The following is a 24,385-nucleotide window of genomic DNA, read 5'->3' on the forward strand; positions in this document are numbered from 1 at the left end:
GTAAGGTCTCCAGTCTTGTTTTTAACTTAAAGTCGCTTCACATTCTCAAAGGACCTGCGTCCTCAAAACCCTGCCTCTGACCGGTACCGGCCTCCCTGACCAGTTTTTCCGGCTTGAAGAGCAGCTTTATCACGTTTAAGGCGTGTTCCCGGGTCCGCTTGTCCATGAGAAAAGCGAGTTCTTTCTCGTCTTTTCCTTCATCCTCATGGACAAAGACCTCGATAATATGGGTATTGGTCATGAGCTGGGCCATGATAAGGCCCTGAGAGGCTTCATGAGCGCACATTTTGTCTTTTTGCTCCCTGCCAGGCATTCCAAGGGCCATTACGATATCGCAGCCTTCTTCTTCGATAAGCTTTTTGGCTGCTACCGGAAGGTCCTTTATCCCGGGCACGGTTACCCTTTTAATCTTTACGGATACGTTATTCTGTATCTCGTCGATTGCTGCACGCCCCATATTATAGCGCGCAAACGTGGTATCTGCAATTCCTATTGTGGGCATGTGAATCCGATCGGAATTTAATGATTAATATTCTTCTGGTTTTCCTGAAACGTTTATAAACTTTGGTTATGAAAGATTTTTTAAATCCTCTCATAACCTGTCAATAACGCGTGTTGCAGCTTCTGTGCCTGCTCCCACGCTGTCAATGTAACCCCGCTTCTTCAGCACGATTTCCATCTGCTGGATAGTGGAAAGAACATCCCTTGCAGTTACATTCCCCATGCTTCCAATTCTGAAAATCTTGCTCTTCAAGCGTTCCTGCCCGCCGGCTATAATAATGCCCCGCTTCTTCATGTCATTTTTAATGTCTTCCCCATCAATCCCTGCAGGAGATTTCATTGCAGTGATGGTGTTGGAGTACTGGCTGTACTCGTTAAGCTGAGGGAACATCTCTATGTTCATTGCGCCGGCTGCTGCCCTTACGGCTTCGGAAAGAGTCGCGTGCCTTCTAATCCTTGCCTCCATGCCTTCTTCTTTAACGATGTGAAGGGCTTCCTGAAGAGCATAAAATAGAGGAATAGCAGGAGTGTAAGGTGTTTCCGGCTTGGGTTTATCCCCACTCTTTTTATATGCCTTAAGGTCATTATAGTAAGGCCTCTTCTTCATGCCATTTATAACCTCAAAGGCTTTTTCGCTTACGGAAACAGCTGCCATTCCAGGTGGAGCTGCAAGGCATTTCTGAGAACCAACTATTGCAATGTCAACGCCCCATTCATCGACTTTGACTACATCTCCCCCAAGGGAGGTTACGCCGTCCATAATAAAAAGAGCATCGTGTTTTTTTGCAAGTTTGCCGATTTCTGCAGCAGGATTCATGATACCTGCAGAGGTCTCGTTGTGGACAAGGGTGATGGCTTTTGCTCCTTCCTCGAGCTTTTCCTTAACCTGTTCAAGGTCAACAGGAAGACCCCATTCAAACTCCAGGGGCACCACTTCGGCATAGAGGGATGCAAGGTCTTTGAAACGCTCTCCGAATTTTCCGTTTTCTATAGCAATAACTTTATCCCCTCTTCCGGCCACAGACCCGACTGCAGCTTCCATTCCCGCAGTCCCGGAACCACTGAGCAAAAAGATGTCGTTTTTTGTCTGAAAAACGTCAGCAAGAATTTCCCTGCAATCAGTATATATTGCGGCAAATTCAGCACTCCGGTGGTTGATCATCGGTTTTGACATTGCTCTAAGGACTCTGGGTGCGACAGGTACGGGACCAGGCATCATGAGAAGGGTATCTTCCAGATCCATTTATATAAGACTCCACACTTTTTCAAAGATTTAATCGGTTTTTGTTTTCTATATATAAAGGAAATTTATGTAAACTCTATAATTTTCAATCATGTAGTCCTGAAATAATTCAGGGTTATATCTTTATGATACGGTGTGCCAGGATGGCTCTGCAGTATCTCATGCCCTGATACATTTTCGACCGCATTTGCCATGTTTATTCGGCAATTTCAGACAGGTTGAGCACTGAATTAGATTAAGGATTCAGGTTTAAATGAATCCTAGTATATAATTCATGTGCTTTCCATGTTCGGTCTCAGATTTCCTTCAAGGAAAAAGGATTCCGGTTATTGGTCCTGGAGGAGCTTCATCACGTCATGTTTTGTTACAACGCCGACGACTGTTCCTTTTTCTACCACAAGTACGGCAGGGTTTCCTTCCAGTATATGCGAAACTACTGAGATCGATATTCCAGGAGATACTGTCGGGAACGCCTCCCCCATTATCCCTGAAACTTTCAACTGAGAGATGGATTTTTTCTTGCTCTCGCCCATCAGTTTTATGATCATATCTTCCGAAACACTTCCAACCGGAATACCCCTTTCAAGCACGGGAATCTGTGAAAAACCATGAATATGCATAAGGTTTACCACCTCTTCTACCGAGTCTTCAGGAGAAACATGAATTGCAGGGGAATGCATCAGATCCTTTATGATGATCTGCTGCTCCTTTTCAGCCTCCTCAAAAGCATTAAGGATTTTCCTGACCGTTGAAAGCCTGGGGTCTACATCTCCCGATTCGATACGGGCTATAAGAGGCTGACTGACACCTGCCCTTTTAGCCAGGTCGCTCTGGGTAAGCCCGAGTTCATTTCGTCTTTTTTTAAGATCTTCGGGTGTTGGAAGCTGCATATATATTACCGATAGTAATTATGGTATTTAATGTCATTGGTTAACATTATTTAAAGAGTAGATATATAAATTGCTTTCGGGAACACGAAATACCGATCAGAAAAAAACCTGCAAAATAGGTTTTCAAAAAAGAACAAAATCTAAAAAGGGTCAATTTAAAACAATGATCAATGCGAAGACAGTAAAAAAATATTAAATAAAAAACAAAGAAAAGAGAACTATAAATAAAATCAATATTAAAAAGGTAACTATTCAGCGCATAAAAATCAATATTAATAGGCACCTTAGTAAATATAAAATGGGCAAAAGTCGTTGATTCCATATTATTTTATTGTTGATTATTGATTGTGTTTTTCAGTTTTACAAAAGGTGGTATGTTCATGTATTCAAAATCTTAAAATCTATATCAATAGAATAATTTTGGGTGCGATGAGTATATTCAAAAAGATTGAAAATAGAAAAGTAAAAAAGAATAAAAGATAAAAAATAAATCTGTTATATTTTCATTTTTAGATATAAGATGGATTTTCTATTTCCTTGGACTTCTTGGTCCTCAGTTCGCCTTTAATAGCTTCATAATATTTCATGGTATCCGGAGTAACTGAAGGCCCTGTATCTGCAATCGCTTTAAGGAAATGTTTCTGTTTGACGTTTTTTGCATGGATTTCTTCGCGCAGGGCATACCTTCCTGCCTTTTTGCATATGGCTGCGAGATCTGCACCTGTGTACTGGTCAGTCAGGTCAACGAGTTCTTCAATATCCACATCCTCTGCAAGAGCCATCTTCTTTGTATGGACCTTGAGGATTTCCCTCCGGGCCCCTTTATCCGGGATAGGCACAAGGATAAGCTCATCAAAGCGCCCTGGACGGATCAGGGCCGGGTCTATGATGTCAGGACGGTTGGTTGCGCCAATTACCACAACACCCCGGAGCTCTTCGAGCCCGTCCATTTCGGAGAGGAGCTGATTAAGGATCCGGGCTGTAACCTGAGGCTCTCCTGCGGAGATCCCGCGTATGGGAGCAAGAGAGTCAAGTTCGTCCAGAAAGACAATGGAAGGAGCAACCTGTCTTGCCCGCATGAAGACCTCAGCAATCCTCTTTTCAGACTCCCCGTACCACTTGGAGAGGAGGTCACTTCCTTTGGCTGTGATGAAGTTGGCGTCGGATTCATGGGCAATGGCTTTTGCAAGAAGAGTCTTTCCAGTGCCCGGAGGACCGTAGAGGAGTACGCCTTTTGGAGCTTCCACTCCTATGTCCCGGTAAGACTCAGGGTTTTTAAGCGGCCATTCCACAGCTTCTTTTAAGAGGCATTTTACATCTTCCAGGCCGCCCACATCGTTCCAGCTGACATTGGGGATCTCAATAAGAATTTCCCGGATGGCTGAGGGCTGGACTTCTTTCATGGCTTCTTCGAAGTCTGCTCTTGTGACCTGCAGGGTGTCCAGGAGTTCCTTTGGGATCTGGGGTTCTTTCAGGTTGAGCTTTGGGAGGATACGCCGAAGAGCACTCATGGCAGCTTCCCGGCAGAGTGCCGCAATGTCAGCCCCCACAAACCCATAGGTAATCTGGGCGAGATCCCTGAGGTTTACGTCCTCGGTAAGAGGCATCCCCCTGGTATGGATCTGGAAAATCTCAAGCCTGCCTTCGGTGTCAGGGACCCGGAGTTCTATTTCCCTGTCAAACCGGCCTGGACGGCGCAGTGCAAGGTCCAGGGCTTCGGGGCGGTTTGTTGCACCTATCACGATCACGTTCTTGCGGCTTTTTAAGCCGTCCATCAGGGAAAGAAGCTGGGCGACCACCCTTCTTTCGACTTCCCCTGTGACCTCTGCTCTTTTTGGGGCAATGGAATCTATCTCGTCCAGAAAGATGATTGCAGGGGCATTCTTTTCGGCATCATCGAAGAGATCACGGATCGCTTTTTCAGATTCCCCGTAGTATTTGGACATTATTTCCGGGCCGTTGATGGAAATGAAATAGGCATCAGACTCATTTGCAACTGCCTTTGCAAGCATGGTCTTGCCCGTCCCGGGAGGGCCGTGGAGCAGCACCCCTTTTGGGGCGTCAATCCCAAGCCGGTCAAAAAGTTCAGGGTGTTTCAGAGGGAGTTCTATCATTTCCCTGACCTTTGTAATGGCATCCTTGAGCCCGCCCAGGTCTTCGTACATAACAGTGGGAATGGTCTGTTCCGGAGGAATTTCCACGGCTTCTGGCAGGAGTTCGATTTCGGTCATGTCCGTGATCTTTACGATCCCCGAAGGGGAAGTGGAAATAACCTGCAGCTTGATTTCCCCAAGCCCGAACGAGGGGCCGAAACCCTGTCCGAAAAAGTCCTGGAAAAAGTCATCGAACATGAGCCCCTTGCTATAAGTGTCCCTCTCCCTGGACCTCCTTAAGCTGGTGGTGGAGATAAAGTCCCCCTTTGAAACCGTACGGTTCATGAAGACCGCACTGAGGGTCTCACTGGGAGCATAGATCTGCATGCCTCTCGTAACGGGAGACAGGGTCACATGCTTTGCTTCTTTCCATTCAGCTTTCCGGATTTCCACATATTCCCCTATACTTGTCTTTGCATTGTTACGGATAAGCCCGTCCATACGGACAATATCAAGCCCGGCATCACTGGGATAAGGACGGCCTATAAGGGCAGAAGTTGATTTTCCACCTTTGATCTCCACAACATCAAAGGGTTTCAGGCCCAGTTTCTCCCTGTATATTTCGTCAATTCGGACAATTCCTTTTCCGACATCCCGTTGATCGGCTTCTGCAACCTTAAGTTTTACAATCGATTTATCCCCCTCAGTCAAATAACACCCTCCATCTCCATCAGTAAAATATTCCCCTCTGTTAAAAGTATACGGCTTTTTGAAAAAATAAAATCAATGTATGACTTTTCAGGCTGGTTTGGCTTCAGTCGCTTACCCTCTTTGCCTCCTCATCAAGCTTTTTTAAGTTTGTAGGGATAGGGTTTTCTTTGAGAAGCCTGGCGAAGTACACAAGATTATGTGCCATGTATCTTACTGTCCGATTCGTGTAAAGGTGCTTTTCCCCTCCGGCTTCGATGTAACTGGGTCCCGGACCTGCATCACCAACCCAGTAGCAGTCAACATTGGGTGGCACAGTACATCCGAGGTGGGTCAGGTTGAAGAGTGTGGTTGCAGCAACATTGTGCGCTCCATCTTCGTTGCCGGTGACTATAACCCCTGCCACTTTCCCATAAAGGGGATACTGCCCTGTAACGGGATTCCCATCCATATACGTCCCGTCCAGCCTTTCGAGGACCATCTGGGCCACCGAAGAGCGTACGCCGAACCAGATGGGAGATGCTATTATCAGGATATCACAGGCTTTTATTTTTTCAAGTATAAAGGGCCATTCGTCTCCGTTTCCTTCATCTGAGGAAATCCCGAAAGCTATATTGTAGTCAACAACCCTCATGACCTCACTCTCAACACCAAGTTCTTTAAAAATAATCACAGCCCTGTCAACAAGAGCACGGGTGTTCGATACCTGAGGTGATTTTTTCAGTGTGCAGTTCAAAAAAAGCGCCCTTATCGCCATAGTATCATCGCCATAGTATATATGTTTCCAAATGCCGTTATATATACGGAAACGTATAAATGTTCAGAAGGATTATTACTTCACCAAGCCTTATTATGGATTTACTGCCGGGATACCGGTTTCCTTCTGGAGTCACGATTCATCTTTTATTCTCTCGGATGGGTTTCACTACTTAGTCTTTGATAAAAAATAGATGGGAAAATAGCTCATAGATTAAGGAAAATAGAAAACTGAAAAGCGGAATAGTAAAAATAAAAAGAAAAAAGATGAAAACAAAATAAAAACATATATAGGACTTACGCAGTTGAACTGAAAACAAAAGCGGAAAACACTTAACGATATAAATCACAATAATGTTGATAAGACCATATGCACATGATTTCATATATCAAGTGCGTAAATCCTGATATAAATGGAAAAAGAAAAATATTAGAGTTTAAGTTCTTTAGCCATTTCCTGGAAAACTTTTCCTTTATCAGTTGTGATGAAAACACCGTTTTCGTGTTTTATAAGCTCTTTTTCTTTCAACATTTCCAGATATTTCTGAGCAATGTTAAAGTTAAGATTTACCTCATAAACGATATGTGTTTTCTTTGCCCCATTCATTGCTACTCTTAGAATATCTACTGCAATATCTGTCCTGCTCCTTCTCTTCAATACTGACTCCTCCCCCACTGTAGATTCAGAATAATCTTTGTAAGAATCAACGCTTTCAAAATATATTAAAGCGTATCTTTTTGTAGGTAACAAAGATTCTAAGTCTTTATCGTTTCCCTTTCTATATAACAATATCAGTATTATATAAAGTATTAAGTTATAAATCGAAAAATTAACATACGGTTAATACACAATAATACAAACATGAACGTTACTATATAAAAAAACTATCCAGTTTTAAAATCTGAGTAAACTTAAAAAAGATTAGTGGGCCCGCTGAGATTCGAACTCAGGATCCCCGCCGTGTAAAGGCGATGTCATGACCGACTAGACCACGAGCCCAGTTTGCTATAAGTCGCATTTCTTAGATGCTTGCTTTACAAGCAATTGCTTGAAATGCAGAGTCAACAAGTCACTAGTAATATATATGTCTTTTGTTCGGAGAAGGGTTTGAAAATTTATTTAGACGGATGATATTTATATATACCCATAATTTCACAATCTCTAAGGTTGGATGCCCGTTACTTCAGTTAGGGAGGAATTCCGTCAACTTTCTGGCATTCCTTCCACTTTATTGGATTTATTCACTCTGATTTGGAAACGAATTTCCGTAGCAAGTAACACGGTTTTGGAAAAACGTCTCATCTTGTCAATGTTGGACATGCTTTTTGTGTGTAACACGCCGCCCCTACCTCTCAGGACTTTTGATGCTACACATATAGGGTCCTTCTAAAAGAGGGTGTAATTTGAGAGTTTATATCATTTATTTTAGGCAATAGGCACATAATATAGGCCCCCAAATAAAAGTACACATTAAAAATTCATTTTTTAGTAAAATACTCTCTATTAATCCTTGGGGATGCTAAATAAGGCAAATTAAGGCTTTATTCATTTAAACGTTAAAATTCTTTGAAATTAAGGCTCTTGAGCTTGTTTTCCACCACATTATGTTTGGTGTTTAAAAGGAGGGGCAATAAAACCTTAAATTTTAAATAAAGGGTGATTAATTGATTAAATTTGAAATAAGTTATTTTCCACCTGTACTTTTATTTGGGAAGCACGATCAATGCACTTAGGCTACTAAATGAGGTTAATTAGCCCTTAAAAAATTGATGATTTTTTGAGGACCCTATACACATAGGGAAGTGGACTGAGGAAGCATCCAAATGTATCACGACATATCCGAAGGAGTTAATTAAGACTTTGGCTGGTCAATCAAGGCTTGCAAAAACGGGCCTCCCACTTTAGGGGGATTATTGACCTATATTTTTCGGAGAGAGAACTGGAAACAACTGAAATGGAAAATATAAAGTTACTGCTTTGAAAGTATGAAAATCCCCACCTTTTACAGGTATTCTTTCGGCATTTTTTGTATCAGAATTCATACAAGCAAAATATATTTATACGAGATTAACATGGTGTAATATGTGAGCGGGTCTCTCTTTTGTAAGATAACCCCAACCCCCCAACACCCCAATTCATACTCCCCAACCCGCTCATACGAATTCTATTGCTACCTGTTTACGTGATCTTATAATATAATGCTGTCATCAGGATACTGTCAATAAGATACTATTATCAGGATACTATTGATAGGCTTGTAAAAAATGACTATAGAAGTCAAGCTAGTTTTGCAGGGTGATTCAGGCGTATTTCAGGATAATACCAGGTAATACCCTATTTTAAACTCTATTAATAATGGAAATGCTGTCACGGAAATAAGATAATAATGCACATATTTTTGCCCTGAAATTGAATAATCAAACAGCCCTCTTCAGTGAGGAGAGCCGCCACCAGACTATCAAGTAAGTGCTATCCCTTCTTATCCGTGCTTCTTCCAGTGTTATTAAAAACCCTGAGATCCATTATCTGACTGCCCAGGTTCCAGAAAAACATTATTGTGAAGAACTGTTTGAGAAAATGAGAACTATAAAATTGTAATTATAAATTATAATGCATATTATAGAAAGCTATTTATAGGATGTAATATTACTCATGCTAAGTGAGCGGGCCTCTTTTCCATAGTATAACCCCAAACCCATATCCCCCAACTATTCCCCCAACTATTCCCCCAACTATTCCCCCAACTCCCCAAGCCCGCTCACAAACTTTTCTCACGGCTTTTTTTTCTCAACTTTATTTAAAAATAATATTATAATCTTAACATTTCTTAACTTTTTTCAGACTATCCTCAACTTTACCATATGTTACCTCAATTAGGCCTGCAGAATTTCAACTTATCTCAATTGATCTCAATTTATCTCAACTTATCTCAATTTATCGCAATTTATCTCAACTTATCTTAACTAATCTTAACTGTTATCATACGGATTACAGGTTTAATTCCTGGGAACCTTTTGAAATAACTGTAACTCGATAGAATAAAACAAAAAGAGTTTTACATGTAAAGAAACACTAAATCAGGCAGATAAGAGAATATACTAAATATATTAAATAAGTATTTATAACTAAAGTTGTATACTTGCATTTGTGAGCGGATTCCAATCCAAACTTCCCAAACACACCAACAACTTCTTCTTTAATTCAAAGTCAACCCAGTTGGTTCCGCTCACATAAAACCTCAGTTCCTCTTTTGCAGTAGCGAGGATTGTGTATTTGTTTAGTCGGGTTGTTTATTTGTGTATGGTTGCTTATTTGTGTATAATAGTTTCAAATACACATGCTGCCAAACCCACAAAAAAATATGTATCGTCATCTTTTGAAACTGAACGAGGTAAAGTACGAAAATGCGGCATACATAAACCGACTGTCAGAAAACCTGAAGATTTAGAAAAAGTTTAAGGAAAATAAAGAAGAATTTTTCTGGATTGGGGAATCCAGAATGGAAAAAAAGAACGATTTGCACTCTAAAAAATTTAAAAGTCGAAAAGTGTTTTCTGGGTTTTAGGCTCAGCTTTTTTCAAAACCTCTCCTGTATTATCCTGAGTGCCTGCGGAGGGCGAAGCTTCGTCAGATATACTTTGTTTTGACAGGTCGCTGTTAGTCGGAACTTTCTTTTTTGAAGGTATAGGAGAAGCTTTCTTCTCTACAGATTCAGAAAGGGATTTATTTTCAGGCAAGGGGACGGAAAAAGAAAATAAATTATTATCTACAGGTTCCGGCCCACCAGGCAGTATCTTTCCTGAAGTCTCTTTTTTTTCGGGAATCTCCGGCGGTGTGTCAAATCCCATGATAAGGGTTTTCTGCTTGTCTTCCGAAGGATGAGAATCAGAAGCTTCAGATTTGCAGGCGGGAACCTCCTTTTGAGTCTCCTTTTGAGTCTCCTTTTGAGTCTCCTTTTGAGTCTCCTTTTGAGTCTCCTTTTCTTCCTCCGAAATTATAACAGGGCAGCTGAGGGTTCTCTGCTTATTGTCTACTGTAGGAGCAGGAGCCTTAAAAAATTCCGGTTCTTCGGTTTTATCTTTTCTTTCATCAAGAAGTTTCTGCGCGTCGTCGTAAATTTTCTGCAGTTTTTTACTTGCCTTTGCGCTTCCTGAGAGGTACATCAGCTCTTCAAGCTCAAGCCCGAGATTTGCAGTAACTTCAACTGCAGATCCCTCATCCTTCAGCATTCGCGAGTAAAACCCTAGAAGGTTGTTCCTCGAATAATGCATTGATTCAAAGCTGTGCTCCCCGATTTTTGAAGCAATATTGTCCCGCATGTCCCGCTTCGACCGCGTCTGCCCGAGCCTTCTCCAGAGTGAAGGCTGCTGGTATTTGATAAAGCCGGGATACGGTCTTGTCTTTGAAAGGGCAGCCCCGCAGACCATAAGCATGCTGGCATACCTCCACATCCTGTAATTCTGGCGCTTTTTTACACGCCCCAGATAAAGGTCAGCCTTTGAAATATATTCAAAACCCGTCCTTATATCTTCGAGGTCACCGTCCTTGCGGGCATACTGGATAGGCAGGTTTTCATCGATCCAGTGCACGAGATCTTCAGGGCTTTCATCAAGCCCGCGTGCAGATTCAAGAGCCCTTTTACAGTCAGTGCTTTTAAAGATCTTCTGCATCGCCTTAAAGATGTTCTCCTTGACATCCCTGCCTGCAGTACCGATATCCTCAACGTCGAGCGCTTCCTTCCCGCTCGCTGCAGCCTGGAGGTCATTCATGGCGCTCCTGAAGTCTCCACCCGCATTTTCTGCAATCTGCAGGACAGCTTCCGAGCTACAATAAATTCCCTCAGCCTCACAAACCTTCTTCAAAGCAGGGACCATTGAGCGGCTCTGCACGGACCCGAACTTAATTTCCAGGCACAGGTTCCTGATTGTGGGTGTTAGCCCGTAAATGTCATTTGCAATAAGCACGATCGGCTGGAGTGTGGCCTTTATGATCCCGGCAATAGCCCTCATTCCGCCCCTGTCCGAAGTCCCATGTATATTGTCCGCCTCATCAAGGATAATAAGACGCTTTCCACCAAAAAACGTATTCATTGACGCTGCAGAGCCAGCAACCTTCTCAATAACACCTGCAGTCCTCTGGTCGCTTGCATTGAGTTCAATAACCTCCCAGTCCAGATCCCTGCCAAGTGCATGAGCACTTGAAGTCTTCCCTATCCCTGCAGGTCCATAGAGAATAACTGCCCTTCTCTCAGGGATCCCGGATTGCCATTCCTCAGCCCATGCCCTGAAATCCTGCACTGCCTTCTTGTTCCCCACGACATCTCCAAGGGTCCGGGGGCGGTATTTTTCAGCCCATTCGATCGCCGACATCATCTTAAACCATACCAATAAAAAAGGAACTCATTATTAACTTTATATGTTCTAATTTTTTGGATAAGTTCCCCGCATGTACTCCTACAATTATTCCCAGCACCCCTTTTTTAGAATAAAGCATAACTTATAATTCAGTCCTCCGACCTAAACAATGTTAATTGCCAATCACTTAGTCTGCTTGAACGAGCGAAGTTTATTACTATATCTATAAAGTAGTCCTCTTGAGCGCAGCGAAAAGGACCGCGTACTCCCGAGGCGCAATTCGGGTGGCGCAATTCGGGTGGCGCAAGTCGGGTGGCGCAACTCGGGAAGGGCAAAATTAATTAATGTGTGTGTTTGTTTTTCTTTGAACTACTTCAAATCTTACATAAAAGTCTGGATGGATATGGAAAAGAACGGCATGTACGCCCTCCTTGAAGCTATCGAAGCAAGAGCCCGGACGAACAGGGCAAGGGTAGCTATGGGAATAAGGGAACCGAATCCCAAAACTCTTGAGAGTGCCTGGAAAGCCCAGGAACTGGGATATGCACAGGTTGTCCTTGTAGGGAACAAAAAAGAAATTGACGAGATCGGGACTGAACTTGAGGTTGTGGATACCGACGACCCCGAAAAAGTCCTTTCGGAACTCCTGGTTTCAAGAAAGGTGGATGCAGCTATAAGAGGCACTGCAAAGGCATCAGGAACGATCTCAAACCTGAAAGAAGCCCTTGGCATGAAAAGGGTTTGCAGACTTGCCCTCCTTCTGACAGCGGACGGCACACCTTTCTTCCTCGCCCCTGTTGGAATCGATGAAGGAAACACGATCGCAGATAAGCTCCGTATGATTACCCTTGGTGCAGAGCATATAAGGAGGCTGGGAGTCGAGCCCGTAGTAGGAGTGCTTTCCGGAGGCAGGATGGGAGATATAGGAAGGGACAGGCGCGTGGACAGAACCCTCGCAGATGGGGAATTTGTAACAGGACGAGCTCTGGAACTCGGGATTAATGCCAGGCACTATACCATTCTTATTGAAGACGCCATAAAGGAATCGAACTTCATTATTGCCCCTGACGGGATATCCGGCAACCTTATTTTCCGGACCATTGCCTTCCTTGGCGGAGGTGACGGACTCGGAGCTCCGGTATTAATGGACGATTATGTGTTTGTAGACACGTCAAGGGTAGGCGGGCATTTCACAAAAGCCATCATGCTTGCAAGTGCACTATCCTACCTTCACAAGGAAAGAAAAAAGGTGATTCACTGAAGACCATTGCAGAGAGCTGGCCCCCTTTAAAAGGGGACTACGTCACAGGAAAACCGGATTCCAGGATCGCAGTCGTAACCCTTGCAAGCCACTTTGATGCCTGCCCTGATGCTGCCATCTGGGGGAGTTCAAAGACCGAAAACCTGGGCGTCGAAAAAATAATTGTAAATGTAATTTCAAACTCCAATATTCGGTATGTCCTGATCTGCGGGACCGAGTCAAGGGGACATCTGGCAGGCCATTCCCTGCTTGCAATCCACGCAAATGGGATCGACGAAAAAGGCAGGATTATAGGTTCGCAGGGTGCAATTCCCTTTATAGAAAATATCTCCAGAGACGCAGTCGACCGTTTCCAGCAGCAGATTACACTCCTGGACAGAATAGGGTTAAACGACCCTGAAGAGATCCGGAAGCTCGTTGAAGATTATAAGGACAGGGAAGAAGCATACCCTGAAGAGCCCATGGTTGTCTGTGCCCCGAAAAAGAGGCAGTCCTCTTTTGCAGTTCCCACTTCAGGGGATGTAATAATCTCAGGAGAATTCGTAATGGATTCAATGGCAGGAATTATCTGCCTGGCAGAAAGCCTTTGATCCTTCAATCCGGGGATATATTGATTTGAAAATATATTTAGAATTAGTATGTTTTATATGGATGTTTCATGATTAAGAGATTCAATTCGAATCCTGAAACCATAAGAAGTAAGTGAATTAATCATAAGAAGTAAGTGAATTAATCATAAGAAGTAAGTGAATTGATCATAAGAAGTAAGTGAATTAATCATAAGAAGTAAGTGAATTGATCATAAGAAGTAAGTGAATTTTGAAAAGTGTGGATTTTGAGGGCGTAAAGATGTTTAAGTTCCAGAAAGAACAGGAAATTGCTAACATTGCAGGGATAAAGGTAGGCGGACAGCCTGGAGAACTACCTACCGTACTTGCAGGGACTATTTTTTATAATAAACACGAAATCGTAGAAGACGCGGCAAAAGGACTTTTTGATAGGGCCGCTGCCGAAAAACTCGTAAACCTGCAGGAGTCGAGTTCGGATACTACCGGAAATCCCCATATAGTCCATATCTTTGGCACTACCAACGAAAGCATCATGCACTATATTGATTTTATTGCAGAGATCTCGGATTCTCCTTTTCTCATCGATTCCCCCGAAGGGACCGTGCGTGCACATGCAGCACAGTATGTGAGTGAAATAGGGCTTGCAGATAGAGCGGTCTATAACTCCATAAATATGAGCATAAATGCTTCTGAAATAGAGGCTCTTGCGCAGTCCGATATTGACAGTTCTATTATCCTGGGTTTTAATGCAATGGACTCCTCCCTCCAGGGCAGGATGGAAATGCTCGAAACAGGTGCAGGCCTGTTAGAAGAGGGCCTTCTCTCAATTGCAGACAGGTGTGGAATAGTTAACAAGCTTATCGACCCGAGCATCACCCCTATGGGAAACGGGGCCGGAATAGCTCTCAGAATGACCATTACCGCAAAAGCAAAATGGGGGCATCCTACAGGCTCTGGAATTCATAACGCTCCCTCAGCCTGGAACTGGCTGACCCGGCAGAAAGAAAAAGACCCGGTCCTGTATAAAATCTGCGATATAGGCTCAACCTGCCTGCAACAGGCGGCAGGCGGGGATTTTATTCTCTACGGCCCCATAGAATATGCCCCATACGTTTTTCCCATGGCTGCCATGAGCGACATAATGATTGCAGAGTCAGTAGCTGACCTTGATATCGAACCTGCAGCCAGGCACCCGATTAACCTGCTGGTCTGATTTCTTCAAAACTGCAGGTTTCGCCTTTTACTATTTAAGAAACCGCCAGTTTAAGCGAAATTATGGCAGCCTTCGGGTTGCCTTTAAAAAATTTGATTCATAGAGCTTCTTGCTTCCAGCCCTATTTTAACCCTTATTTCACTTCAACCCTTATTATCAGAGTCCTGTTTTCAGTCATTTTCAGACTCCTGTTTTCAGACCCCCATTTTCGGGTTTCATTTTCGGGTTTTATTTTCAGGTTTCATTTCCAGCTTTTATCCAGAAGATTTCCATTCAAAGTTAACATCTATGGCTTTAGTAGACTTTAATTTGCAATTAACATCCATTTCATTAATAATTTATTAACAGGTGAAAACGGCATCCACTTTTAAGCAACAAAACAATTTTCAGAAACTCTGCTTCCAAAAGTATTTACTCGGCAGAATTTAATCCATAATATAAATTTCCTTGAAATGGGGTTATTTTAAAAAATTTAAAAGATAGGGGAGTGAGATACTGGCTATAATCAAAAATAAAACAAGACATACCGTCCGTTTTGTAGCTTACAGGGCTGACGGAGCCCAGATGCACCAGAAAGCTACCAAAATTCCACCTGACCAGAGCCGCTATGTAAGTAAGGATTATGCAGGGGACATTGACTGGTTCATCATCACAGCATTTCTGCCGGAGAGCGAGATCTATGACCATGTAGATGTAGACATCCTGCCGGCTGTAAGGGACGGGGATGACGCCCTTTCTTTTGCTAAAGTGGGGGTTGAAGAGAAGTTTGTGTTCGTGGAAGATACCGAAAAAAAAGAGTTTCGTTTTTACCTTGATGAGGATGAACCTGAAGGAGAAATCCACGGCTGGTAAGCGTAAGCTAATATGAGTAAGCTTGTAAGCCGGAAAAACGTCAAGATTTCAGGCTACTCCTTTCGAAAATCTATTTTTTTGACTTATTTACTTTTGACGGATTTACTTTTGATTGATTTACTTAAATGTCCCGATATCCCCTGAGTCGGGTACAGACCCTTCCCTCCCACCTGCACACCTTATACAGATACCTTTTCTACGATCCATACACTGGCTGCATACAAGTTTTCCGCATAAATGGCAGGTATGAAGTTTAGCCGGGCGCCCGCAGATTGAACATAACCCCTCTACTTCCAGAATTTCAGCCTCCTGAATTTCTCAATAAAAAAATGGTTTTGGATAAATTGTTTGGAATAATAAGGCTGCATAAAAGATCGTTTTTGGGCACTATAAACGTTTCCCGGAGGGCTGTATCTGGAAACTTCTAAGGATGCTCTTCCAGCAGGTGCAGTTCAAAGATAGGAAAAACAATGAAATCCTGAAAGAAAATACCTGAATCCAAACAAAGAAAAAAAAGGAGGAAAAGACCTCCTTGAAAATAGAGTATTAAACGGTTTCAGTCCACTATCCCGCCAGTGTTTGCGGAATGGACGGAACGCTGGTACCTGGCAAGGTAACCTGTGACTTCCTTTTTCGGAGGCACAAAGGCAGCTTTCCGCTTCTGGAGCTCTTCTTCAGAGACTTTCAGGTTCAGGACCCTTTCAGGAATGTTGATTTCTATAAGGTCCCCCTCTTTTACGAGACCTATTGGTCCCCCTTCACTGGCTTCAGGAGAGACGTGCCCTATACATGGTCCGCGAGTCCCTCCGGAGAAACGCCCATCAGTGATCAGAGCCACGGACTCGAGCAGACCCATACCTCCGATTGCGGCTGTGGCTGCAAGCATTTCGCGCATTCCGGGTCCTCCTTTGGGGCCTTCATAACGGATAACGATAATGTCTCCGGGCTTCACATCCCCTGCAAGAATGCTCTGCATGGCGTCTTCTTCACAATCATACACTCTTGCAGGGCCTGTATGGACACGCATCCTGGGGTCAACTGCGGTTTGCTTTACAACCGAGCCATCAGGGGCAAGGCTGCCTTTGAGAACTGCAATTCCTCCTTCGGCATGGACTGGATTCTCAAGGGTTGTAATGATCTCCTTATTCAGCTTCGGGTTAACTATGTCAAGCTCATTCAGGTTTTCCCCGATAGTTTTACCGTTAACTGTAAGCTGGTCAAGGTGGAGTTTTGAAGCAAGCCTCTGCATGACTGCCTCGACCCCGCCTGCCCTGTCAAAGTGCAGCATGAAATTCGGGCCGCCGGGTCTGAGGGAAATCAGATGGGGGGTTGTCCTGCTCAATTCGTCGAAGGCCTCAAGGGGCAGCTCAAGCCCGAACTCATGGGCAAGGGCAGGAAGGTGCAGGGTAGTATTTGTGCTTCCTCCGACTGCCATATCAACCATTATGGCGTTCTCAAAGGACCTTTGAGTAACAATCTTTCTTGGGGTGATGTTCTCTTTTACAAGCTCTACAATGCGCTCTCCGGATTCCTTGGCAATGCGCGTCTTTTTTGCATCCACTGCATGGGCAGTTGCGCAGCCAGGAAGGCTCAGCCCAAGGGCTTCAGTCATGCACGCCATTGTGTTTGCGGTAAACATTCCGGCACAGGACCCTGCCCCTGCACAGGAAAGATCTTCAAGCCTTTTAAGTTCGGCTTCGGAAATTTTGCCTGCCCTGTAGGCTCCGACCCCTTCAAAGACTGAGATAAGGTCAGTGTATTTATCGTCCACGTATCCCGGAAGCATTGGCCCTCCGGTCACAACAATGGCAGGGATATCAAGCCTGCCTGCTGCCATAAGGTGTCCTGGTACGATCTTATCACAGGTAGGGATTAGGACCATACCGTCAAACTGGTGGGCTCTGACCATCAGTTCGATCGTGTCCTCTATAACCTCCCTGCTTGGGAGGGAATATTTCATACCCTCATGCCCCATTGCAATCCCATCGCAGACCCCTATGGTATGGAACTCAAAAGGAACTCCCCCAGCGTTCCTGATTCCGGCTTTTACAGCCTCAGCAAGTTTATTCAGGTGAATGTGGCCAGGGATTATGTCATTCCAGGAATTGACAACTGCGATGAACGGCTTCTTCATTTCCGAATCCGTAACCCCCGTTGCTTTAAGGAGGGAACGGTTGGCGGCACGTTCAGGCCCCTCTTTGATAATGGCGCTTCTCATTGCAAGTCTCCTTATGATCTTGATATTGAAAACGATCAGTGTAATTTGTTATAATGTATAGATAGGAAAAAACTTCATAGTATAAACAGGTTGGGGACGAAAAAACTGTAAAAAAGCCATATAGAAAAATGCTGAAAATCTACAAAAACTTATAGAAAGGTTGGTAATAAAAGTACAAAACAACAGTGAAAAAAGATCTATCAAAAAATAGGCCGGAATGGTTTATGGAAAGAATGACAACTGCCTTCTGGCAATAGAAGGATTAAATCGGGACAAAAACCTCCCTTTGAACCATTAAAACCGATACATAATATCACAAAAAGGCAATTTAATATAATAGTATCCAAATATTTATATAACCAGTCAGAGATTTTGAATTTAGCATAGTGAACGGACCTGCCCTGGACTACATCTACAAGATCACATCCAAGCAACACACCACAAAAAATTTAACTACAACAGGGTCGCACCCGTTCACCAGATTATTTTTCTCACTAATTCTTTATCTCACTAATTCTTTATCTCACTAATTCTTTTTCTCACTAATTCTTTTTCTCACTAATTCTTTTTCTCACTAATTCTTTTTCTCACTAATTCTTTTTCTCACTAATTCTTTATCTCACTAATTCTTTATCTCACTTATACATCCTTTTTCCTTTCTGTTTCCTTTTTCCTTTCCCCCTTCCTTTTACCCTTCCCCCTTCCTTTTTCTTTTCGTTAAAAATTCAGAGTTTTATTTCGGCACAGGGTAAAGCAGAGCTGAAGTAAAAGAGCCAGAGTAAAGAGATAGGAATAAGAAGAACAGAAATAAGTAAGCTAATCGGACAAAAGAGTTTGAGAAGCAAAGGAATCGCAGTAAGGCTTCCCTCAAAACCGTACCGCAGATCCTTTTATGGAGGTTTTATGTTTTTTGGACTATTTTGCCACTCTAGCCTTTTTTAGATTTTAGCTATTTTTGATTTTAGCCATTTAGTTTTGCCATTTTAGGTATTCCGTATTCGTGGGTCTTTACTGTACTGTGCGTGGTTTCCTGAAACCCGTTTTAGCTTTATGTTTGGTCGGTTGACATCCGGATTGGATGCTACTATTCTTCTGTAGGGGTTCGTGAAGGGTTCATGACAGATCATGCGGGTTCACAGTTTTCTCCAGCCTGTCATTTTTGGTGGTGTGGAGATGGAGGTCTTCTGGCTGGCAGGCACTTATTACAAACGCGGAATACGGAATCTTATTACCGTTAAAATACTATATATAGATTACTATTGTTTTTCAAAAACGAATATGGCTGGCAGAGACAGTTTTGAGAGAGCCCGGAGATTTATGAATAAATAGTTTTCAACTTTACAGAGTGCAGCTAAACTGGAAAAAGAGATTCCGGGATCAAAAAAACTGATATTCGATAAAAACACAATTATACAATAGAAAGCGGACAGAAAATTACAGGCAAACTTGTCGACGGCTAATCAACAGATCGGTAAATTAGAATGCAGAAGAATTTGCGATCAGGCATACCGACAGTTTCCAACGCATTATCCCGGAAGAAGCTATTGAAAACATCCCTGTGCAGGCGGTTAGAAGATAATGGACAGCGAGACTTCTGAAAACAGAGAAGAACCAGATACTTATCCCCATGTAGCAGATGCTGCAAATGGCGAAAGGGGAAAAGCTCTTCATGCAGCTCTGGAAAGAGAGGAAGCCCTGAAAACTATAATCAATAACAGCCCGGCAGTGGTATTTCTCTGGAAAAACGAAGAAAAGTGGCCTGCGGAATTTGTTTCCGAAAATGTGGGGAACTTTGGATATACGGTAGAGGATTTTATCTCGGGCAGGGTACTGTACGGGGATATTATACACCCTGATGACCTTGGAAAAGTTGAAGAGGAGCTTGAAAAAAGAATACGGAGTGGAGCTCCGGATTTCAATATGGAATACAGGATTATTACAAAAGCCGGAGACCTGCGCTGGGTAAACGAAAGGACCTTCATCCAGAGAAACCCGGAAGGAGAGGTAACTCACTTTCAGGGAGTGGTTCTCGACATCACCGAGCGGAAGAGAAGTGAAGAAAAACTGGAAAAAGTCCTTAAGATTCAGAAACTGTTGAAAACAATAATCAACAACAGCCCGGCAGTGGTCTTTCTGTGGAGGGATGAAAACTACTGGCCTGCAGCTTTTGTCTCGGAGAATGTGATACAGTTTGGATATACAGTTGACGATTTTCTATCACAGAAAATCCTGTACGGAAAGATAATACATCCCGATGACCTGAAAAAGGTTGAAGAAGAACTCGAAAGACACATCCAGAAAGGGGAAGTAAGCTTTAATTCAGAATACAGGATTTTTACAAAAGCCGGAGACCTGCGCTGGGTAAACGAAAGGACTTTTATCCAGAGAGAAGGAGATGGAAACGTAACCGGTTTTCAGGGGATAGTGCTGGACATAACCCCCCGGAAAAAAGTTGAAGAAGCCCTGAGAAAATCTCTCGAAATGCAGAAATTGCTGAAAACGATAATCAACAAAAGCTCAGCAGTAGCTTTCCTGTGGAAAACTGTGGAAAACTGGCCTGTAGAGTTCGTTTCAGAAAATGTAATGCAGTTTGGATATACTGTAGAAGACTTCACATCGGGTAGAATCCTTTACGGAGACATAATTCATAAAGAGGACATCAATTCGGTCTCTGAAAACCTTGCACACTCAATTCGAGAAGGGTGTGACTCTTTTGAGATGGAGTATAGAATTTTCACCGCAGATGGCAATATTCGCTGGGTTGAAGAGAGAACGTATATCAAGCGAAATAAGGAAGGTATCCCGGTTCACTTTCAAGGAATAATTGTTGATGTTACCGAAAGAAAAGAAGCACAGGAAATGCTCGAGATTCAGCGAGAACTCGGGATGTACCTGAGTAACACCTGGAACCTCCAGACCATGCTTTCCCGTATCCTTGATGCCTGCCTGAAAATAAAAGAGATCGATGCCGGAGGCATATACCTGAAAGACGAGCTTCTGGACCAGATTAACCTGGTGGCGCACAGAGGGCTCTCCTCCGAATTTGTGAAAAGTGTTTCTGCATACAGGGCAGACTCCCCGGAAGCAAAGCAGGTCTGGACCGAGAAACCCATTTATAAACTGGACTTTTTTGCTGAAGAGATGGCAGATCTGCTAAGGAAAGAAAAGATCACTACAGTTGCAGTAATCCCTATGAAGCACAGGGGAGAGATAATAGGCAGCCTGAACTTTGCTTCCCATACTGTGGACACGATTCCCCAGAACGTCCGCGATTTTCTCGAGAGCGTTGCCCTCCAGGTAGTTACCCATATAGCCCCTATCCGCATAGAGGCAGACCTTTTATAAAGGCAACCAATCTGAAGCTCGAACTATATCAGGACGACGAAACCCTTATTTAAAATAATTTTTATAAATAATGCTGGATTGGGGAGCGAGGAAAGCCCCAGGGTTACGCCTTCAAGCTCTGAGCTTTAGATACGCAACTGCCGGTTTTTGCTCTCATTTTTCCGGGGTTTGCATTATCAGACTTTATCAGACTTTATTAGATCGCTAGGGGGATACAGGTTGAAAGCAATAGTAGTTTATCTCAGTACCTCAGGGAATACAAAAGCTATGGCCGAGGCAATAGGGAACGGGATTGAGTCAAAGAATGTGGATGTAAAGGTTGTCAGTTTCTATGATGTAAAGCCCGAAGAACTCAATGAAGCAGAAGCAATTGCAGTTGGCTCTTCGACATTTTACTACAAAATGCTGCTGCCCATGGAAAAGTTCATGGATGAAACCCTTGTTTCCACAAGCCCACAGGGCAAGATCGGAGCTGCTTTCGGGTCTTACGGGTGGAGCGGAGAAGCACCCATATTGATAGCCGAAAAAATGCGGGAAATGGGAATGAGTGTTGTGGACCCCGTACTCCGGATCCTTCATAAGCCCACAGACAAGGACCTGCAGGAATGCAAACGGCTCGGAATTGACATTGCAGAAAAACTGAAGCATAAAAGCAAAAAGGCAGAGTAACAAAAGCAGCAATAAAATAAACCAGCCTGGACTGTTAAAAAATGAGTGGCCTGAATTATTTCATGGCCATTTCCACTCGTTTCCGGAATTCATCAGGGCTTTCAGAAACCAGTACAACAGTCCTGAAAAAACCATTATCTTTTCTGATTGCTACAGCTTTTGCGTGTTTTCCCGCAAAAATTAGCCTGCGCCCCTGTATTCTGACGCCCCACCCCATATACCAGGGGAATTTGTCCATGATCTCCACAGAGCTGATATCTGAAAAGGGAATGTTGTACCTGAATGGTGGAAAAACTGCAACCACGCTATCGGAAGTTATCAGGAATCTCATGCCAAAAAAGCTCCACATTGCAGCAAGGTAAATGAGAAGGATAAGAGGCAGAGCGTACTTTTCCTCAGGATCAGTACCAAAGCCAAAAAGCCCTGTGAGAGAAAACATGTAAAATACCAGGATAAGCAACAGACCTGCAAAATTAAGCAATCTTATTTGTTTACCGTAGGCTGCCCTCTGTTCGTAAAAACCTATTATGATACTACCTCCTGTTTGAAAGGATTTACAATGTTTCTATGCCGAGTTTTTCGGTATAAAGTATTTGCATAAGTAGTAGAGGTATTTGTATAAGTAGTAGAGGTATTTGTATAAGTAGTAGAGGTATTTGTATAAGTAGTCCTGTACAGTATCTTTTTATGGCCAGAGTTTTAATTATTCCGGGGGAATTTCAGTAACAGGGGTCGAATCCAGCAGTAGCTCGTTGAAAAGTTCGGTACCCAGGTGCCTGGAAGAGGGTTCGTAGCATATAAGGCTCTCTCTTTCAAAGTGCTTCTGATTCTTCGGGAAAAGAGATATCAGGAAAAACTTATCACTAACGGCAAGATTTGCAATCTTCAGTTCTCCCGAATACCGGAAAAATTTCACATTATCAAGAGACATCATAATTCGGAAGTCCTCCATATAGTCAGTATAGTACCGCTGAAGAACGGACTCCGACATTAGAAAAGAGAATTCAACTCCCTTTTTTGCAAGCTCCTGGCAGAGATAAATCATAGGCTGATGAAAGTAGGCTATGGCTTCAAGAACATGGCTGGACTTGGACAGATTTTCCACAACTTCCGGGTCGAGTTCGAACATGCGGTCCATGTCAGGCTGGATCAATTTACATTTACCAAGTTCTCCCAGCCTCTTCCGAAAAGAAGAAGGTGTCCCCTGCAGGTCCTTTTCCGACCAGTACTCAAAGTTATCTTCAAAAAGTTCTATAGTGCTGACAAGGGGCTGCATTTTTTCAACGAGAACCTTTCCTATCAGAGAAAGAATATAGGTTTTGTCCTCCTGAACGACCAGGGACATATCTTTTAATTTTTTAATCTGGGGAAGGATGGAAGTGGAAGTTGCCTGAAGGGCTTCCGTAATTTCATCCATATTTTTGGGTCCACTTTTCAGAAAAAGCAATAACTTTTTTCGCTTATCGGAAAGAAAAATCAGCTCTATAAGTTCCAGTTTCACCCTTCAGTCTCCTATTAGTGTTATAATAACTAAAAAAAATTACAGGTAAGACTAAAAAGATTACAACCGCCTAAAATATATAAGTTATTACCTTCCCTCGCCCAACTTACCTGGGAAAAAAGCAGAGTCTTTTAATAAGTCCGGATTAATTAGATTAAACATTAGCAAAAAGTTTAAACTTGATTCTGATTAGCAAAAAGTCTAAACTGGATTCTGAAAAACTATAAAAAACTACTAAAAAAGATTTTTGAAAATTAAACATTTACAGGAAAAACTGATGGAGTCTCCCAGGAGTCCCCCTGACCTGATAGCTTTCGCTAGATAGATGTTCACTATTATCTCAAGTCAGGGTACCTTCCAGAGTCCTTAAACTTAAAGTTTTAAGCTGGAGATTGTATCGCAAACAAGGGTTCTTGAAAGATTTTGAATATTTCAACATTACCTTATCTGCATTGAAGAGGATACGAAAATCCTGTAGGAAAATCCTGTAGGAAAATCCTGTCCCGATAAGATTTTCAGGCAGGGGCTTCCTTGGTCAGGATATAAGCAATCATTTCAGGGTTCAGCTTGCTTTCCCTTGAAACCTTTTCTTCGATTCTCTCAGCAGGTGTACCCTCCATCTTCAGTTCTCTTATCTTTTCAATCACTGAGGACGGGATACTGTAATATTCATTAATGTCTTTCCTGTGCCCCCAGACATCTCCTTCGATAAGCTGGATTCTCTGCATCTCAAGGAACATTTCTATGGACTTTGAGACTGTGCGCCTGTAAGATTTAGGAAGCTGTATTACCTCAATCTTCGGACAGGTTTCCACCAGTGCAAAGATGTCCTTGTTCGAAGGCCTGAAGGCAAGATGAACAACACGCTCATTAGGGTTAAGTGTAAAAATTTCTTCCCTGGAACTAACTACTCTAATTTTCATTATGTCTTCCCCCACTATAAAGTTCTTTTTTGTTTTTACCTCATTATAAACTACTTATACTTATTATAAATATTTATCTACCACGCCCGTTAATTATTAGACAGTTTTATTTATTTTCATCCCCTTATATTAATTCTAAAAGTGACAGGTAAATATCGGAAAGGAAATAAAAACAGGACTGAAGTATTCGGAATCAAGAGATCTTCAAACCTTCCGGTGAGCCTCCCTGAGGGGGAAAAACAAGAAAAAAACGCAATTGAGAGAATTAATTAAAACCATCCGGTAAAA

The 24,385-nt window shown here is 42.8% G+C and carries 17 protein-coding genes and 1 tRNA gene; 6 read left to right on the forward strand and 12 right to left on the reverse strand.

Annotation, left to right across the window (positions count from 1 at the left end; translation table 11 throughout):
- Positions 1–37: 37 nt before the first annotated feature.
- From ribC to EO93_RS15530, 8 genes are all read right to left on the reverse strand, one after another.
- A complete protein-coding gene (gene ribC, locus EO93_RS15495; RefSeq protein WP_048135006.1) occupies positions 38–502 on the reverse strand; it encodes a riboflavin synthase in 465 nt (154 codons plus the stop codon).
- 90 nt (positions 503–592) lie between these two features.
- Positions 593–1,744 carry an alanine--glyoxylate aminotransferase family protein gene (locus tag EO93_RS15500; protein ID WP_048135005.1) on the reverse strand — a complete coding sequence of 384 codons (1,152 nt, stop codon included), beginning with the start codon at positions 1,742–1,744 and terminating at the stop codon, positions 593–595.
- Positions 1,745–2,070: 326 nt separating this feature from the next.
- Complete coding sequence (locus tag EO93_RS15505; protein ID WP_048163482.1) at positions 2,071–2,634, reverse strand: CBS domain-containing protein; 564 nt, start codon at positions 2,632–2,634, stop codon at positions 2,071–2,073.
- A 509-nt stretch (positions 2,635–3,143) separates the two neighbouring features.
- On the reverse strand, positions 3,144–5,438 hold the full coding sequence (locus EO93_RS15510) for a CDC48 family AAA ATPase (RefSeq protein WP_048135002.1): 2,295 nt from the start codon (positions 5,436–5,438) through the stop codon (positions 3,144–3,146).
- Positions 5,439–5,541: 103 nt separating this feature from the next.
- Positions 5,542–6,192, reverse strand: a complete 651-nt coding sequence (locus tag EO93_RS15515; RefSeq protein ID WP_048135001.1) for a flavodoxin family protein — start codon at positions 6,190–6,192, stop codon at positions 5,542–5,544.
- 429 nt (positions 6,193–6,621) lie between these two features.
- A complete protein-coding gene (locus EO93_RS15520) occupies positions 6,622–6,942 on the reverse strand; it encodes a winged helix-turn-helix domain-containing protein (RefSeq protein ID WP_235282998.1) in 321 nt (106 codons plus the stop codon).
- Positions 6,943–7,117: 175 nt separating this feature from the next.
- A tRNA-Val gene (locus tag EO93_RS15525) sits at positions 7,118–7,191 on the reverse strand.
- A 2,534-nt stretch (positions 7,192–9,725) separates the two neighbouring features.
- Positions 9,726–11,564 (reverse strand): replication factor C large subunit, encoded by a 1,839-nt coding sequence (locus EO93_RS15530; protein WP_048163484.1) that lies wholly within the window; start codon positions 11,562–11,564, stop codon positions 9,726–9,728.
- Between the two features lie 385 nt (positions 11,565–11,949).
- Between EO93_RS15530 and mtxX the strand changes: the two genes are divergently transcribed.
- The 4 genes from mtxX to EO93_RS15550 all read left to right on the forward strand — a co-directional run bounded on the left by mtxX (position 11,950) and on the right by EO93_RS15550 (position 15,441).
- A complete protein-coding gene (gene mtxX, locus EO93_RS15535; protein ID WP_048163485.1) occupies positions 11,950–12,807 on the forward strand; it encodes a methanogenesis marker protein Mmp4/MtxX in 858 nt (285 codons plus the stop codon).
- Complete coding sequence (locus tag EO93_RS15540) at positions 12,804–13,397, forward strand: tetrahydromethanopterin S-methyltransferase subunit A (RefSeq protein WP_082107688.1); 594 nt, start codon at positions 12,804–12,806, stop codon at positions 13,395–13,397. The genes mtxX and EO93_RS15540 overlap by 4 nt, the downstream gene beginning before the upstream one ends.
- A gap of 259 nt (positions 13,398–13,656) precedes the next feature.
- On the forward strand, positions 13,657–14,589 hold the full coding sequence (gene mtrH / locus EO93_RS15545) for a tetrahydromethanopterin S-methyltransferase subunit H (RefSeq protein ID WP_048163531.1): 933 nt from the start codon (positions 13,657–13,659) through the stop codon (positions 14,587–14,589).
- Between the two features lie 564 nt (positions 14,590–15,153).
- Entirely contained in the window at positions 15,154–15,441 is a 288-nt protein-coding gene (locus EO93_RS15550; protein WP_048134989.1) for a hypothetical protein, read from the forward strand.
- A gap of 556 nt (positions 15,442–15,997) precedes the next feature.
- On the opposite strand, the gene ilvD is transcribed toward EO93_RS15550, so the two are convergent.
- Complete coding sequence (gene ilvD, locus EO93_RS15555; protein ID WP_048140657.1) at positions 15,998–17,659, reverse strand: dihydroxy-acid dehydratase; 1,662 nt, start codon at positions 17,657–17,659, stop codon at positions 15,998–16,000.
- A 1,578-nt stretch (positions 17,660–19,237) separates the two neighbouring features.
- Here ilvD and EO93_RS15565 point away from each other — a divergent pair.
- Together EO93_RS15565 and EO93_RS15570 are read left to right on the forward strand one after the other, a co-directional pair.
- Complete coding sequence (locus EO93_RS15565; RefSeq protein ID WP_048163490.1) at positions 19,238–21,004, forward strand: PAS domain-containing protein; 1,767 nt, start codon at positions 19,238–19,240, stop codon at positions 21,002–21,004.
- 219 nt (positions 21,005–21,223) lie between these two features.
- On the forward strand, positions 21,224–21,673 hold the full coding sequence (locus tag EO93_RS15570) for a flavodoxin domain-containing protein (RefSeq protein WP_048163492.1): 450 nt from the start codon (positions 21,224–21,226) through the stop codon (positions 21,671–21,673).
- 55 nt (positions 21,674–21,728) lie between these two features.
- Here the strand turns inward: EO93_RS15570 and EO93_RS15575 are convergent, their stop codons facing one another.
- The 3 genes from EO93_RS15575 to EO93_RS15585 form a co-directional block, all read right to left on the reverse strand.
- Entirely contained in the window at positions 21,729–22,133 is a 405-nt protein-coding gene (locus EO93_RS15575; protein ID WP_156161355.1) for a hypothetical protein, read from the reverse strand.
- Between the two features lie 243 nt (positions 22,134–22,376).
- Positions 22,377–23,090 (reverse strand): winged helix-turn-helix domain-containing protein, encoded by a 714-nt coding sequence (locus EO93_RS15580; RefSeq protein ID WP_235283133.1) that lies wholly within the window; start codon positions 23,088–23,090, stop codon positions 22,377–22,379.
- Between the two features lie 599 nt (positions 23,091–23,689).
- Complete coding sequence (locus EO93_RS15585) at positions 23,690–24,097, reverse strand: DUF1699 family protein (RefSeq protein ID WP_048134979.1); 408 nt, start codon at positions 24,095–24,097, stop codon at positions 23,690–23,692.
- Positions 24,098–24,385: the final 288 nt, after the last annotated feature.

This window comes from Methanosarcina sp. 1.H.A.2.2, assembly GCF_000979975.1.
In the GTDB taxonomy this organism is placed as follows: Archaea; Halobacteriota; Methanosarcinia; order Methanosarcinales; family Methanosarcinaceae; genus Methanosarcina.

What these genes read in the sequence shown, in the direction of transcription:
- EO93_RS15505 (WP_048163482.1), bottom strand. Translation starts at nt 2,634, where the DNA reads ATGCAGCTTCCAACACCCGAAGATCTTAAAAAAAGACGAAATGAACTC.
- ribC (WP_048135006.1), bottom strand. Translation starts at nt 502, where the DNA reads ATGCCCACAATAGGAATTGCAGATACCACGTTTGCGCGCTATAATATG.
- EO93_RS15500 (WP_048135005.1), bottom strand. Translation starts at nt 1,744, where the DNA reads ATGGATCTGGAAGATACCCTTCTCATGATGCCTGGTCCCGTACCTGTC.
- mtxX (WP_048163485.1), top strand. Translation starts at nt 11,950, where the DNA reads ATGGAAAAGAACGGCATGTACGCCCTCCTTGAAGCTATCGAAGCAAGA.
- EO93_RS15585 (WP_048134979.1), bottom strand. Translation starts at nt 24,097, where the DNA reads ATGAAAATTAGAGTAGTTAGTTCCAGGGAAGAAATTTTTACACTTAAC.
- EO93_RS15565 (WP_048163490.1), top strand. Translation starts at nt 19,238, where the DNA reads ATGGACAGCGAGACTTCTGAAAACAGAGAAGAACCAGATACTTATCCC.
- EO93_RS15515 (WP_048135001.1), bottom strand. Translation starts at nt 6,192, where the DNA reads ATGGCGATAAGGGCGCTTTTTTTGAACTGCACACTGAAAAAATCACCT.
- EO93_RS15550 (WP_048134989.1), top strand. Translation starts at nt 15,154, where the DNA reads ATGCACCAGAAAGCTACCAAAATTCCACCTGACCAGAGCCGCTATGTA.
- EO93_RS15580 (WP_235283133.1), bottom strand. Translation starts at nt 23,090, where the DNA reads ATGGATGAAATTACGGAAGCCCTTCAGGCAACTTCCACTTCCATCCTT.
- ilvD (WP_048140657.1), bottom strand. Translation starts at nt 17,659, where the DNA reads ATGAGAAGCGCCATTATCAAAGAGGGGCCTGAACGTGCCGCCAACCGT.
- mtrH (WP_048163531.1), top strand. Translation starts at nt 13,657, where the DNA reads ATGTTTAAGTTCCAGAAAGAACAGGAAATTGCTAACATTGCAGGGATA.
- EO93_RS15530 (WP_048163484.1), bottom strand. Translation starts at nt 11,564, where the DNA reads ATGATGTCGGCGATCGAATGGGCTGAAAAATACCGCCCCCGGACCCTT.